The organism is Vibrio sp. TBV020 (genome assembly GCF_046056895.1).
Classification (GTDB): domain Bacteria; phylum Pseudomonadota; class Gammaproteobacteria; order Enterobacterales; family Vibrionaceae; genus Vibrio.
This window is the reverse complement of record NZ_JBEEAQ010000003.1, coordinates 1,293,229-1,306,850: the sequence shown is the minus strand read 5'-3', so window position 1 is coordinate 1,306,850 and position 13,622 is coordinate 1,293,229. Positions and strand designations below refer to the sequence as shown.

At 42.6% G+C, this 13,622-nt stretch carries 20 protein-coding genes; 15 read left to right on the top strand and 5 right to left on the bottom strand.

Annotated features, from left to right (window positions below):
• Window positions 1–93: 93 nt before the first annotated feature.
• The 5 genes from AAFX28_RS14000 to AAFX28_RS13980 all read right to left on the bottom strand — a co-directional run bounded on the left by AAFX28_RS14000 (window position 94) and on the right by AAFX28_RS13980 (window position 4,029).
• Complete coding sequence (locus tag AAFX28_RS14000; protein ID WP_408688514.1) at window positions 94–516, bottom strand: Ref family recombination enhancement nuclease; 423 nt, start codon at window positions 514–516, stop codon at window positions 94–96.
• Window positions 517–979: 463 nt separating this feature from the next.
• A complete protein-coding gene (locus AAFX28_RS13995; RefSeq protein WP_408688513.1) occupies window positions 980–1,216 on the bottom strand; it encodes a hypothetical protein in 237 nt (78 codons plus the stop codon).
• Window positions 1,217–1,221: 5 nt separating this feature from the next.
• Entirely contained in the window at window positions 1,222–1,941 is a 720-nt protein-coding gene (locus AAFX28_RS13990; RefSeq protein WP_408688512.1) for a hypothetical protein, read from the bottom strand.
• A gap of 134 nt (window positions 1,942–2,075) precedes the next feature.
• A complete protein-coding gene (yejK, locus tag AAFX28_RS13985) occupies window positions 2,076–3,083 on the bottom strand; it encodes a nucleoid-associated protein YejK (RefSeq protein WP_408688511.1) in 1,008 nt (335 codons plus the stop codon).
• 46 nt (window positions 3,084–3,129) lie between these two features.
• Window positions 3,130–4,029, bottom strand: coding sequence for a hypothetical protein (locus tag AAFX28_RS13980; RefSeq protein WP_408688509.1), 900 nt, complete (start codon window positions 4,027–4,029; stop codon window positions 3,130–3,132).
• A gap of 795 nt (window positions 4,030–4,824) precedes the next feature.
• Here AAFX28_RS13980 and AAFX28_RS13975 point away from each other — a divergent pair.
• The 15 genes from AAFX28_RS13975 to AAFX28_RS13905 all read left to right on the top strand — a co-directional run bounded on the left by AAFX28_RS13975 (window position 4,825) and on the right by AAFX28_RS13905 (window position 13,588).
• On the top strand, window positions 4,825–5,496 hold the full coding sequence (locus AAFX28_RS13975) for a helix-turn-helix domain-containing protein (protein WP_408688507.1): 672 nt from the start codon (window positions 4,825–4,827) through the stop codon (window positions 5,494–5,496).
• A 355-nt stretch (window positions 5,497–5,851) separates the two neighbouring features.
• On the top strand, window positions 5,852–6,748 hold the full coding sequence (locus AAFX28_RS13970) for a recombination-associated protein RdgC (RefSeq protein WP_408688506.1): 897 nt from the start codon (window positions 5,852–5,854) through the stop codon (window positions 6,746–6,748).
• Window positions 6,749–6,839: 91 nt separating this feature from the next.
• Window positions 6,840–7,217, top strand: coding sequence for an Rrf2 family transcriptional regulator (locus AAFX28_RS13965; RefSeq protein ID WP_408688504.1), 378 nt, complete (start codon window positions 6,840–6,842; stop codon window positions 7,215–7,217).
• Window positions 7,214–7,792: an MT-A70 family methyltransferase gene (locus tag AAFX28_RS13960; protein WP_408688502.1), complete on the top strand. Its 579-nt coding sequence runs from the start codon at window positions 7,214–7,216 to the stop codon at window positions 7,790–7,792. The genes AAFX28_RS13965 and AAFX28_RS13960 overlap by 4 nt, the downstream gene beginning before the upstream one ends.
• Window positions 7,793–7,806: 14 nt before the next feature.
• A complete protein-coding gene (locus AAFX28_RS13955; RefSeq protein ID WP_408688500.1) occupies window positions 7,807–8,025 on the top strand; it encodes a helix-turn-helix transcriptional regulator in 219 nt (72 codons plus the stop codon).
• Window positions 8,026–8,054: 29 nt separating this feature from the next.
• Complete coding sequence (locus AAFX28_RS13950) at window positions 8,055–8,735, top strand: hypothetical protein (RefSeq protein ID WP_408688498.1); 681 nt, start codon at window positions 8,055–8,057, stop codon at window positions 8,733–8,735.
• 67 nt (window positions 8,736–8,802) lie between these two features.
• Complete coding sequence (locus AAFX28_RS13945; protein WP_408688497.1) at window positions 8,803–9,552, top strand: hypothetical protein; 750 nt, start codon at window positions 8,803–8,805, stop codon at window positions 9,550–9,552.
• Window positions 9,545–9,745: a hypothetical protein gene (locus AAFX28_RS13940; protein ID WP_408688495.1), complete on the top strand. Its 201-nt coding sequence runs from the start codon at window positions 9,545–9,547 to the stop codon at window positions 9,743–9,745. Before AAFX28_RS13945 ends, AAFX28_RS13940 begins: the two co-directional genes overlap by 8 nt.
• The gene (locus AAFX28_RS13935) at window positions 9,742–10,518 is read left to right on the top strand and encodes a hypothetical protein (RefSeq protein ID WP_408688494.1); all 777 of its coding nucleotides are present in this window, start codon (window positions 9,742–9,744) and stop codon (window positions 10,516–10,518) included. Before AAFX28_RS13940 ends, AAFX28_RS13935 begins: the two co-directional genes overlap by 4 nt.
• Window positions 10,505–11,113, top strand: coding sequence for a hypothetical protein (locus tag AAFX28_RS13930; RefSeq protein WP_408688492.1), 609 nt, complete (start codon window positions 10,505–10,507; stop codon window positions 11,111–11,113). The genes AAFX28_RS13935 and AAFX28_RS13930 overlap by 14 nt, the downstream gene beginning before the upstream one ends.
• Window positions 11,106–11,681 (top strand): single-stranded DNA-binding protein, encoded by a 576-nt coding sequence (locus tag AAFX28_RS13925; RefSeq protein ID WP_408688490.1) that lies wholly within the window; start codon window positions 11,106–11,108, stop codon window positions 11,679–11,681. The genes AAFX28_RS13930 and AAFX28_RS13925 overlap by 8 nt, the downstream gene beginning before the upstream one ends.
• 8 nt (window positions 11,682–11,689) lie before the next feature.
• Window positions 11,690–12,322, top strand: coding sequence for a hypothetical protein (locus AAFX28_RS13920; protein ID WP_408688489.1), 633 nt, complete (start codon window positions 11,690–11,692; stop codon window positions 12,320–12,322).
• Complete coding sequence (locus AAFX28_RS13915; RefSeq protein ID WP_408688488.1) at window positions 12,322–12,543, top strand: hypothetical protein; 222 nt, start codon at window positions 12,322–12,324, stop codon at window positions 12,541–12,543. Before AAFX28_RS13920 ends, AAFX28_RS13915 begins: the two co-directional genes overlap by 1 nt.
• Window positions 12,543–13,262 (top strand): hypothetical protein, encoded by a 720-nt coding sequence (locus tag AAFX28_RS13910; RefSeq protein WP_408688486.1) that lies wholly within the window; start codon window positions 12,543–12,545, stop codon window positions 13,260–13,262. The genes AAFX28_RS13915 and AAFX28_RS13910 overlap by 1 nt, the downstream gene beginning before the upstream one ends.
• Window positions 13,259–13,588, top strand: coding sequence for a hypothetical protein (locus AAFX28_RS13905; RefSeq protein ID WP_408688484.1), 330 nt, complete (start codon window positions 13,259–13,261; stop codon window positions 13,586–13,588). The genes AAFX28_RS13910 and AAFX28_RS13905 overlap by 4 nt, the downstream gene beginning before the upstream one ends.
• The last annotated feature ends 34 nt before the right edge of the window (window positions 13,589–13,622 follow it).

Sequence of the window (13,622 nt, the reverse complement as noted above, 5' to 3'; positions counted from 1 at the left end):
TTTGGTCATTGCGGTCATTCCTTGTGATTCGAACGAGTCTTTTTAATTCTCGTTCGATACATATAATAGACACTACCAAAAGTCACAACAAGCTTAGTTTTGTGCTTGTCCTCTCATTTCTGCGTCTTTCTTAACCAAGTCATCAAAGCTCCAAATCTCTGTCTTTTCACCGATAGTATCCTGTGCATCTAGAGAAAGACGTTCCCAGCAAAAACGCGCCATATCTAGATCGCTACCAACCTTCTCTTTAAAGTGCGCATAATTGCGATGACGAACGGGCTCTTTACCTGGTGGGACATTAACGCCTTGATGATGACCGGGACACAAAGGAACGGAAAAGAAGTGGCAATACTGCTCTTTGCTTCCCTTGTCCGGGTTATGGTGGGTTGATAGATATTGCTCTGGCTCAGGGTAATCATTCTCATACCCCAACATATTACAAGCCACACAACCAACTGACTGCATTGCCCCACGAATATAGGCTTCTTCTGCTCTGTTAGGCTTACGACCATTCATTTCAGTACCTCCGAAAACAAAAAAGAGAGCCAAAGCTCTCTTTAACTACTCTCACTATTCGCATTAGTGCGCTTATCAGCGGTCTAATACGGCCAGCTTAACCCTATGCTGACGGTATGGATCACCTCCTTACCACCTCGCGTACAGCGAAGCTTTTGAATAGGTGTGGGCCTTACACCCACTCGGGCAATAAGCCTAGTCGGGTACGCTCCGGGGGCTGCACGTTCCACCCATGGCGTGAATATTTTTGAAATGGAAATACTTCTGCCGTTCCAGCTTTCTTTGTGCTGACTGCTGGCGTTTGGTTCTCTCTCTATGCGATTTAGAGCGCATCTTCATAACAGGAGGAATACTGCCTCTGCGCTTGTTTAGTCGACCAAAGCGTTTTGCCATTTCGAACCCAATAAAAAAGGCGGTGTATACGAATATACTACCGCCTCGTTCGAGAATCAATGTGACTCGTTCAGGGATTCGCTTCACTAAGAACTAATGAAAAGTCAATCGGCTTACGTATCGTCATGTAACTAATTCGCCTTTCATGTTCTAGCTGCGAAAGTTCTCTCTCCATCCATTCTTCATGCATTGGTAACGTCAGAGGTAATTTGTCTTCAAGGTCGATCTCTTTAACCAACCGACTTGCAACCAAGGTATTGTAATCAGTAGTCGTTACTGTATGCGGTGGGTATTCAACATAAATCACATAATCTATGAAGTCCTAACAGTAAATAAATGTTGATATCGTCGTGATAAATGCTCTCTTCTCATGCCTGTGACTTTTGCCACTGCCGTTTTTGTGACGTTTGCTCCTTCATTGGTCAGTTTTTCTATTGCTTTAATGATGTCATCTTCACTCTTATTAGTTCTCTTCTTGTGTGTTATATATGCTCCCTTGGAGTAATTGCATGGGTTGGTCTGAACGTTTCTTTCGACTGTCACTATTGTGTCATTATGCCACCCTCCATGAGCGACATTAGTTACATGAATCTTTTCGAACCCATATTTCTTCCCCACCCCACCACTATTCCAAGCACAAGTAATAACAATAGCCCCAGGGCGAGTGATTCGTGAGATTTCCTTCTTGAGGTCGCCCCAAAACTTTGACTGAGTAGTTTGAAAATTGACTGTTTTATTCAGCGATGCATAACACTCTTTGATTTGTCGAGGTGAATATGGAGGATCAAACAAAACAGTATCAATCGAATTATCATCAAACGTTCGCAAGAACTCTATTGCATCCATGCAGTAATCAGCACCAACGCTGGGATCTATATCATTTGTAATCTTCGCCAATCTATTGACATTAGAAAATGGGTCGATACTCTCCCCCTTCAAATATCTTCCAATAATTTCTTTGATTGGTTTTATTTCAAATGTGTTTTTGTTCGGCATTGCCCATGCTGTCTCTATAATCACTAACGTCTCCATACATACACTTTTAGGATTTTCTCACCACCGCCACCAGCAAAGTTATCCACTACAATTTCATTTGTTCGTAACATTTGGTCATAATCCTTGTGATGCCTAGCGAACCGAGATCCGCTAGGACTTTTATTGGTCTATTAGTTATTGCGAGTTAATTGATCTCTCAGGTTAGGCGGTGTGCCTTTAATGGTTAGAGTGTCGGTTTCTGGGTCATAGAACACACGCTCGCTTAGTAACAAGCTATCGAAACTGATATTGATACCGCCACCTGCGCCAACATACTTAGTCAGTTTGCGCACTGCAGCTGTATCACCTGGGAAACTTTCTTCAAGTTCATAACCTTGCTCCGCGGTGTAATCGGCAAAGCTGGTGCCGTTTTGATCAGGTGGAAGTTCACCAGACAACTCGCGAACCTGTACTTCTTCACCCATCTTCATTTGCTCTTTGCAGTAATTAGCAACTTGTTTCTTGTAGCTAAGCGTTTCTTCCTTATCCAACTTCGCATCTGAACAGAAGTCTTGAACCGCTTGCATCAGAACTTGGTTTTGCTGTTTGGTATCTAAGCCAACTTCGGCCTGTAAGAAATCCAAGAAGAAATCAGCAACTTTACGTCCAACGCGCCCTTTGATGTATGAAACGTAACGATTCGACTCCTTGTCGGTTTCAAAGCTCGTTAAATCAATACGGGCTGCAATGTCCATCTTGCCAATGTCTAAGTAGTCGGTTGGGACAATATCAAGGTCATCAGCTACCGTGATACTGCACATAGAAGGGACCAACGCCACGAAAAGATATTCCGTTGCTAATGATTGGTACTCAGCGATCACTAATGCGCCTTCACTTGCGAACGGGTACTTGCTTAGCTCATCTTTGAGGCGTTCAGCACTCTCCGAGGAAAATTGATAGAAACTGCCTTCGCCGTTGTCACATCGAGAAATTACGAGGTCGTCCTTAAATTGACTGTCTGGTTTGAATAAACCAAACCCTTTACCCGCTTTCGCATTGAAAGTGCGGTGTAGCTCAGCCACAAGATTTTCAGTGTTGAGGTTGTTTTCTAGTGCCTCTGAACGGTATTTAACTACGAGCTCATCCGTTTCAGTTTTTACTAGTTGGTGTAACACTACTGTTTTTAAATGAATCGTCATTTGGGTTTTCCTTGTTAGTACTTGGTCATTTACCTTGTGATAGGGACTAGCCCTGATTTTTTAACTGATCTCGCTTTTCTCTAAGCTCAGTTAATTTCTTTTCCATGCTTTGCACATAAGCGCCATGAAGTGCCTGATCGAGAGTTCGACGTTTTTCCAAATCGCTTTCAATCGCATTAATCTCGCTATCGAGCTTTGCAATATCGTTGCTTTTCGACTTTTCTGGATCAGCGATAGATTGCTTAGGCAACTGCGGTAAGAACTTAGCCTCAAGCTGAGGGAACTTATCGCGGAGTTTGCCTGGACTAAGAATGTTTGTTTTCCAGAAACTGTCCTGATTGGCTAGTCTGAAAACATTTGTGATGTGCTGGTGGGTTAATTTATTACGCTCACGCATCAAACGGATAACATCAGCCCATTTATCTAAATTGGCTTGTGTTCGTGGGGCAACTAGTTGGATTCTTTTCAACATCCAAGAAGCAAGCTTCATATCATCGTCAGAGAATTTATTCTCGGACAAAGAATATCTAAGATCAGTAGTTACTTTAAGATCAGTAGTTACTTGTGTCGTCTTAGGCGGATCCGCCTTACACGGATCAGGCTTAGGCGGATTGGGGTTTGCCACATCCGTCTTAGCCGTATGTGGGTAGTCCTGAACAACATACTCAGTTGCACCATCAGGAAAGCGAATTCGCTCGCAAAAACCCTGTTGAATTAACTCGGTTAAGATGTTGTAAACACCATCCCTACCAGTAGTTTTAGCTGTGCCTTTAGTAACCTTCTGTAAGTGAGCGACTGACACTTCCCATGAGTCGGGTTTGCTCAATAAATACGAAAGCATTCCCATCGCTTGAAAGCTCAAGCAACCATCGCTAAAAATATCGTTTGAGATCCGAGTGAAGTTATCTATCTTGCGCTTGCGCTTGATGTTAGGGGTTCTACTCATCGCCTCCTCCTTGAAACTCCCAACATTTGGGTTTATCCGTAAGCGAGAAAGCAAACACCAAAGCTTCTGAGGTAGTTAATCCCCATTCAATAGCCTTGTGTTGGTTGACTATCACTGTGTATTGCATATAATTTCTCATGTCATTAGGTGCATTTGCACTGCTACTGAAAGAACCGCCCCGCTTAGGCGGTTTTTTTATGCCTGATCGAAAATATGTAGATTTGGTTCACTTCCCCTATTCAAATGTTGAACAACAAATGGCTAGCACTTTTGATTGATTTTTTAACGTTTGAGACTCACCGACAGGAAACCAGCCTGATAGCGGGCCGCGAGTAACGTTAGCGTCCAATACCATTTATTGCATGAATGCGCTTAGGTTGTGGCGGTGCTCCATGAAGCTCGCCGTCTGGTCAAAGGATTGGGGACCGGTAGGTGCAAGCTTCCCGCCACACCTAAAAGCACTCGTTATTAACATTCCACCAGCGAGTCGATAAATATCGGAGCTGACTCAATCGTGGCCATACAAATTCTCGAACAAGACATTTAAAGTGTCAAGCGGATCATTGAAAATTTGCAATAGCAACATAACTGGTTAAATACACAGTATTTCATTATCTTGCCACGGCAAAAAATACATATGATACTAATAGGACAAATTCATTTGTTATTGAGACACTTGTAGATATTTTGAGCTCTAGAATGCAAACGTTTAAATAGCAGAATAAAAATTGACCGAACACCAAGATAAAAATACGGCCAAAATGAATCATCGATTCAAAGGAGCACGAGGTTAGCATGACCGGACAACAATCGACCATTTCTCAAAACATTCAAAAGCGAATGACAGATTTGGGAATTAGAAACAAAGTAGAACTATCTGAGAAAAGTGGCGTTTCTAGAACCGTTGTAACCAACATCATTAACATGCCAAATAAAAGCGTGATGATCGACTCTGCAATAAAGCTTGCGAGGGCGCTAAAATGCCGAGTTGAGTGGTTATGTGATGGTACAGGGCCAATTAACGACGACTACCTGGAAGAAAAGTTTCGCATAACTGAAGGCGTACCATTACTACAACTTAGTGATATTGATGTGTATAGCGCGGAAGAAATTCTAGAAGAGTTTATTGATAACGATAAAGTTGAACGCATTCCTTGCTCAGCTGGAAACAACAATAGTACCTTTGCCATTAAGCTCACCTCAATAAGTTATAGAACTATGCTAGGCAAATACGAACGGAGTGGGATGTTATTTTTTGACTGCCAAGCGAAACCATTCAGTGGTCAATGGGTGCTTGTAAAAATATCTGAAGACGCAACTCCCGAGATAATGGAATACATATCAGTACAAGGACGTCAGTTTCTTAAATCATTAGAAGCCGACATACCCGAAGAACTGCAGAGATTAGAAATTACAGATCAAATCAAAGTAATCGCAACAAAGGTTAGTTACGCCATAAACGAATAACCTCCCTTCTCGATCGCGACAACCAGCGACCTGTTCGCTGGTTTTTTTGTGCCTAAAAACATGACTCCCATCAAAAATATTGCGATCGGCACTATTAAGCACTTTATTTCCCTTGAGTCTATAATGTATTATATGTCTCGTTCGTTACACAAAATGATCGAATAATGGCAATAAAGAAACCTTATCGGGTTTTATTATTCCCAAAAAAGGAAAGCCCCGCATTGAGCGGGGCATTCACAAGGTTATGACCAAGCCGTGATTACTCAAGGCCCGGTGGTGGCAAGGCGACCAAACCTCCCCACCGCTTTGAATAATAACATAGATATTAAACGTCACAAGCAGAGGATTTGCACTAATGACCGTATTTCCTAAAAACCTCTTAGTTTACAAGGCTAGAGAAGGCTTTCTTATCACAGAAACCGACTTGAAAAATAAACTTTGCGACTTCGCTTTTGTTGAATGTGGCCCCCAAGATAAAGCAAAAATGGGGTGGACTCCCCCTTTTGGCATTGGTGGCGTTTATCATTCTCATGGCGGGCAAAATTTCTTACTGAAGTACTGCAAACAAGAGCGCAAGGTCAACTCGAAAGCTTTCAAGAAACTATTCGATGATAGCGTCGACAGTATTGAAGCATCTGAAGGTCGCCCACTCAACAAAAAAGAGAAGGACAATATCAAAGACGACCTATTAATTGACATTCTCCCAACCACATTACCGCAAGACGAATACATCCACGTATTCATTATCGAAAGCGGACAATTTATCGCAATTGACGCAAGCAGCACAGGCAAAGCCGAGACAGTTATCGCCCTGCTACGCAAATCATTAGGCTCTCTCCCTGTAGTGCCACTCACAGGCGAACGCCCAGCTGACATGGTAATCACTGACTGGATTCGCTCAGGTCAAACTCCTGACGGCATTTGTTTAGGAGATTCCGCTAAGCTGCAATCCGTTCTTGAAGACGGCCCTAAGATTGGCATTAAACAAGCTGAACTCACTTCAGATGAAGTACTCACTCATATCGACCATAACGCCATGGTTAAGGAGGTGGGCATTGACTTTCAAGATCGCATTGCGTTCAGCCTTACAGACGACCTCGAGCTCAAGAAGCTTAAATTCTCCGATGAAATCAAAGATCAAAATGATGATATTCCACGCGAAGACAAACTGGCTCGTTTTGATGCTGATTTGTCTCTGGTATTTGGTGAAGTTAAATCTGTAATCGAGTTTCTAACTCAATCTTTCAAGTGATTTATAGCCTTTTAACCGGGGCATTCACAAGGTTATGACCACCGAATAGCTACCCGACCAAATGATGGTAGCTATTCAAAAGGACTAATTTATGCGTAGCAAAAAAATGAATATTGGTTTAGCGATTTGCGTTTTACTCGCTAAAAGCAACAGCACCCTAACTACCGTACAAATATCAAAGCAATTGGATATTTCCGTTAGTTATTGCGAACAAGTTATTTCATCACTTAACAATAGTGGGTTGATCAAAAGCAGAAGAGGCGCAAAAGGTGGGTATCAAGCAAGCATCAACCTAATGGATACAAGCATTAAGTTGGTGATGGAGCTATTCGACCCGATTAGCAATGCTAGTGAGACTGCATTTAACTTCATCGCAGCCGTAAACAATATGGAAAACCATATTTATATCAACATGAAAATCCGCGACTTAGTTAAAGAGTACGACGCACTTAACAAGGAGGTTGTATGAGCTATCAAGTGATTTATGCCGATCCACCTTGGACTTACCGAGATAAAGCAAAGAGCGGCGATCGTGGCCTTGAAAACAAGTATCCAACTATGACTCAACGCGACCTCACTTTATTGCCGATTGAAAGCATCGCCGATCAAGACAGTTGTATCTTATTCATGTGGTGGGTAGGTCCAATGCCAGAAAAAGCCACTGAATTAGCTGAGGCTTGGGGCTTTCGCGTAATGAATATGAAGGGCTTCACTTGGGTTAAAACCTATCAAAAGAAAACCGATAAATTTGCTATTGGTATGGGTCATGTAACCCGCTCAAACAGTGAAGACTGTTTAATCGCAGTAAAGGGCAAACTTCCGCCTCGTTTCGACGCTTCAATCAGCCAAGTTGTAGTAGCGCCACGACTCGAGCACAGCGCCAAACCTGAAGAAGTTCGCCAACGAATCGAACGACTATACCCAGACGCTAAGAAACTGGAACTCTTCGCACGATGCGATAAACCAATCGATGGTTGGGATGTGTTCGGCAACCAAGCACACGGTTCAATCGAATACCAACCAGCCAAATTCATCATTCCATAACGTAGAGGCTAATCATGGCGCAAGACGAAGGACAAATGTCCACCAGCGAAGATCCACAAATCATTCGTGCAAAAGAAGTAATGAGTATGACTGGCCTTTCTAAAAGCGCCCTTTACTCAATAGCCAAAGACGATGAAACCTTCCCAAAACGCGTTCAGTTGGGTTCGCGAGCAATCGGATGGGTTAAGCAAGAAGTCGTAACCTGGCTTAACAACAAAATCGACAACCGCTAATAAACGCGGTATTCACAAGGAAAAGACCAATGAAAGAACTACAGCAAATCGTAAATGACCAAATCAACACAATGATCGAAACCGGAGCTATAGAGAAGATGATCGAAGAGCGCTTGAATCAAGCAGTGAAAGAAACTGTCAATAAATCAATGTGCTCATACGGTGACTTTGGAAAAGCTCTTAAAGGCAAGGTTGAAGAGTCATTAAATAACGCTATCACCCACGTAACGCTTCCTGAATATAACAAGTTTATTGCTGACGTTATTAATGAGTCATATTCGAAGGTGCTTGAAGATAACAGCAAGAAACAACTTGTGGAATTGATCACCGACACTATTGAAATGCCAGAAGCTCAAATCTCTATGCAAGATTTGTTAGACGAGGTGGCGAGATGTTGGGGTGAGGAAGCTGGGCATTATTCCGACTCAATCGAAATTGAATGGTCTGATAGCCACGGAATCCATTTCACATTAAAACACCCTGAATACGATTGGCAGTCAATTAAAGTAGTCATGTACGATCACGGTGAATCTGGCGTTTACACCATTGGTTACATTTCGTCAGTTGAGCGTGGGAAGAAATACACCTCTGTCTTAGATTCGACTTATGCAATAGGCCTACCGGGTTACTTATATAAGTTGTATTGCGCTAAAACCAAAATCATCGATGTTTCCGATGTTTATGGAGACGACATTTATCTAGGCGACTAATCATTGAAAAAATGAGGTGGGGATTATTCCCCACTCTATCTTCTCACTTCACAAGGTAATGACCAAAATGACCAACGTATTAAAGAACTCAAAAGGCATAGAGATCCAACCTCGCCCAACTCTAAATGATAGCGAAATCAAAAAGCTCGTTATCCGAAATGCTGTAGATGCATTATTTAGTGATAAGTACTGCCCTTTCGAAGACCACGAGAAACAAGACCTTATCAACTCTCTTGATACTCATTACTACCAACATATCGATGAATACGATTTAGCGAAATATTTTGAAGATGATAGCTGGGACGTTGACCGAGATTTCGTTACCAACCTTGAACAAGTCACTGGTTACTTGGACCAAGCGCTTAGAGATAGTGAAAAATCTTGGGCAGATTTGCACCAACCTATACCGCCCTTTGAAATTGGGACGCGCCTTAAATTCCTTGACGTTAGAGGCGTTGAGTATGGCTCGATCGACTCCATCTATGAGTACTCTCCAGCTTACTACACCGTTAAGGTAGACGGCACAACTGAGAATGACTCTAGGCGCCGCTTAATTCGCTTCGAAGATGCTAGGCCTCAAGTGCTATCTATCGGTGATCTAGTCGAGCCGATCAAAGCTGACTATCAATTGGCTAGCGGTTGTAGCCGTTACGATAATGCCGTTGTTATATCTACTGACCCATTTGTACTAACTTCACGTTTAGCCGATATGCGTTGGCAATCAACTGTAAAACCAGACCACTTTCGAATTGTTGGGAAAGTAGAAGGTGAAGAACTTGAAATCTGCATGGAACGCCTGGAGGTAACCAATGACTAGCCAGCAACTACCATATGGTCACCCTCGCATTTTCGATTCTCGTAAAGCAGCCGGCCGTAACTACGAAAGTCCAACCGCCCAAGAAACTAGACGCTGTGAAGCCCGCCGTTCTGTAGAACGCATTCAAGACGCTAGAGCTTTAGCTAAAGAGCTTGGTTGTTCACTATCTGAAGTGTTGGAGGATATGCAATGAAAGCTATTCCAATGTTATTCCAAACTGAATTAATACGCGCCCTATTGGAAGGACGCAAAACAGTAACTCGCCGCCCTGTAGATAAGAAGAAACACGAGTTTATTCGCTTTATGGGTTCAAGTGATAAGGAATGCTCTAACTTAGAATTCTTAGGGCTTAACTACGCGAAATGGAAAGACGATAACGATAAGGTTCGCGGGCCAGAATATTTAGTGTACTGCACAGAGTACCCAGAAGAAGGTATTGTACCTATTGGCCAAGGTCCAGCTCAAAAAGGTGACCTAATTTATGTTCGCGAAACTTTCATGGCTGATCCAGATACTGACCATGATTCATGGAATGATCACGAACTTAGTTACTTTGAGTGGGCTGGCTGCGATTCTTCACCACAATTCTTACCTGATGCCCTCAAGACTACAGAGCATTGCATCTATAAAGCTAACGGTCCTATTGATGGTAAGTGGATCCCTTCTATCCATATGCCACGATGGGCAAGCCGACTAACTCTAAAAGTCACTGATGTTCGCATTGAACAACTCAAAGACATTACAGAAGAGCAAGCCAAGAATGAAGGCATGGCACCTGGTTTCACTAACGAGTTTGGAAAATGCCCAGTAGTTCCTAACTACAGAGATGGTTTCTTTCGCACTTGGAACAACATTTACAACAACTGGGACCAAAACCCTTACGTATGGGTAATTGAGTTCGAAGTTATTCATAAGAACGTTGACCTGGTGATCAGTGAAATGGAGGCATCCAATGAAACAAAGTAAAGAATTGGTAGCTTGGACTGTGACTTGTGAAAGTACACCTGCAGCTTGTGTTGTATTCCATCATCATGGATTGGCAGCCAGAAGATTAGGTTCTGAGAGACTTGGTGAAGATTTCGATTATTTGGATTGTAGACGATCTCCTGAGTTTGATTACTTTGCAAAAGAAGGTTCTGTTCCTACGAAAGCATTACTTGAAGCGGGGTGGTGGTTTGAATGTCACCACTGTCAAAAGAAACTTCCGGATGAAGATTTTCACCCATGGGAGGATCTTGCGATTGATGGTGACTTTGTATTCTGCGATCACAATTGTAAGTCGCAGCACGAAAAAGAAGTTAATAACCGTAATGCTGGATTCGAAGAGTTTAAGCAAAAGGTTCAATCACTAAGGCCAGATCTTGAGTTTACCAAATTCCAAGGTGGATATCCTTGGATCTCTATGGTGGCTAATTTCACATTCCCCGGCGCCAAATATGGCGGCAGCGTCAGGGATCAACATGGCGATGGGACTATCTCTTGGCATATAGCCAATGGCGACCTAGAGATTTGGAAGGAATATGAAGCTAACTTTGACAATCAGGAGATAACCAATGGCTAGTCGCGGGGTTAATAAAGTCATCATCATGGGTAACCTAGGACAAGATCCTGAGGTTAAGTACACTGCTAATGGCAGTGCTGTGGCGAATATCACCATTGCAACATCTGAAACATGGCGCGATAAAAACAATGGTGAACAGCGTGAAAAAACAGAATGGCACCGTGTTGTTCTGTTCGGAAAAACAGCTGAAATTGCAGGTGAATACCTACGCAAAGGCTCGCAAGTTTATGTTGAAGGTCAACTTCAGACTCGTAAATGGCAAGACCAAAGTGGACAAGACCGTTATACAACAGAAGTGGTTGTTCAATGGCCAATGGGTCAAATGCAACTGCTAGGCGGTCGTGCTCAAAGTGGTGCTCCAGCACAAAATATGGGGCAATCTCAGCCTCAGCAAAGTGGTTGGGGTCAGCCTCAGCAGCCAATGCAGCATCAACCTGCTCAACAGCAACCACAGTCTCAGCCACAGCAAGCTCAGCCCCAATACAATGAGCCGCCAATGGATTTTGACGATGATATTCCATTCGCACCACTTGGATTACAACATCCGTCTTTGATGAACTGTGTATAGGTGATGATATGGAAAGTCAACTAGAAGTGAGAAAGGTGGCAAACATGTGTAACTGCCACTCATACAATAAAGACATTGGTGATGATAAAGAGGTGATCTTACATGCGCCTAAGTCGTTTGGGTTTACAAATCCTCATGGTGTTTGCGTCGATGCATGCATAGCGCCAGTAATTGAGCATTTATGGAAAAAGAACATTATCACTAGAAACTCATGCTGCGGTCACGGAAGGCTAAAACCAAGTATCATTTTTAATGAATCAATGAGCTATAAAGACGCAGTTGAAATTCGCTCAATAATTGCCGAGGTAGACGATCGGGAGTTTGATTTATTGTCATGGGTACTGACCAATCCAATAACAGTTGAGAAGTTACATAAAGAACTAGAAAAATATAAGGCTCAAACTCTAGTTCACGCATGGGATATGGAAAAACTATTGGTTGTGATGCAATCATTCTATATCGAGTTAGCTCAAGGCAATCAAGATGCTGCGAACTCTTGGATCATTAACACTCTGTTTGGTCCCGGTCTTATTCCGGAAAATACAGAGATAAGTGCTCAAGAGCATTTCGATAACGCACTGAAAGGTCGTATAGAAACGTTAGATGAAGCGAAAGCCAAGCTAAAACAACAGAGTGAATAATGAGTATGGAAATCAAACTAAGTATTCTTGTTACAGCGTGGGTTGTTCTTTGGGTGGTTAAACGCATTGCAACCGCATACCTTGAATCAACTCTTGGTGAACATTGGCGAGTGACGTTCTCAGACCGCAAACCAAAACTACATACTGCTCTTGGTTTGCACGTAATCGCAACAATCGCTTACACCATTTACGTTATTTTAGCCTTTGCTTGGGGGTGGTAATGGAAATCAAAGTCGAAGCAAAAGTTTGGCCTGATCGTATTGAGCTAAAAGAAATCTTTAAGGATTCTCACTTTGACTCAAGGATTATTCAGGATAAGTGCACTCAGGTTCTTAACCTAAAAGAGAAAACTATAACTGATGCGCTTGTCTCTTTGGGTTGGACTCCACCAGCTGGAAGCAAAACGTTGATTGAAGCATTAGATCATATTGCTAATCCATTGAAAGCAATGCAAGCCGAAGCGAAGGAAAATGATTACGAGCTCGACACCAGAATGGCGTTAAGACTAAGTGCTTGTGATCTTTATCTTAAAGGGCTGGCTAGAAGCGCACTGATAACCCACCAATCTGAACTTGGTTCTTCTCTAGAGGTTCAAATGGCTAATGCTTCGCTTAATGATGCTAGTGCTTCTCTTAATGCAGTAATGCGTGACTTCGTTGATGTAGGTGATGGAAAGTTTTCATATAAACGACCTAAGCCGTATGAGTCATACGATATTGGTGATGACAAGCTAACTGCGTTACGTGATGAGCTACAAGCAGCACTTAAAGCGAACGAAGAGCTTAAGGCATTTGTTCGCCACTTCCTTAGTGTTCAAAACCGATGGAAGCCCAGTTTGCAAGGCCGTGGAATAAAAGCCTATCGCGTTGCTGAAATTGTCTTTTATCAAGCTAAACAGTTATTAGATAAGCTAAATCATACTCAGGGAGCGCAGAAATGAGTGAATTTAAGAAAGAAGATCGCTACTTGGTGATCAAACGCAGTGATATTGAAAAGTTTCTGACCTACTCAGAAAAAGAAGATCTGTACCAGCTTGCTGAGGTGGTTCGCGATGGCAGGGCTATATTGACCAGTAAACCTTTAGAATGCGTTGTTGTAGAGAGTTCTTGGCCTATTTACAACGATGTATGGAAGATGGTTGAGGCTAATACGCTGCGTCATCCGACTGAGCTTAATTTACTGCGCAAGGAGCGTGAGATATTCGAAATCGAATCGATTGAGGATATAGACGTTGTAGGTGAGGAGATTCTTTGTTTTGACGGTTGAGACTGGGTGATTGACTACGTTGATGTTTGCGCAG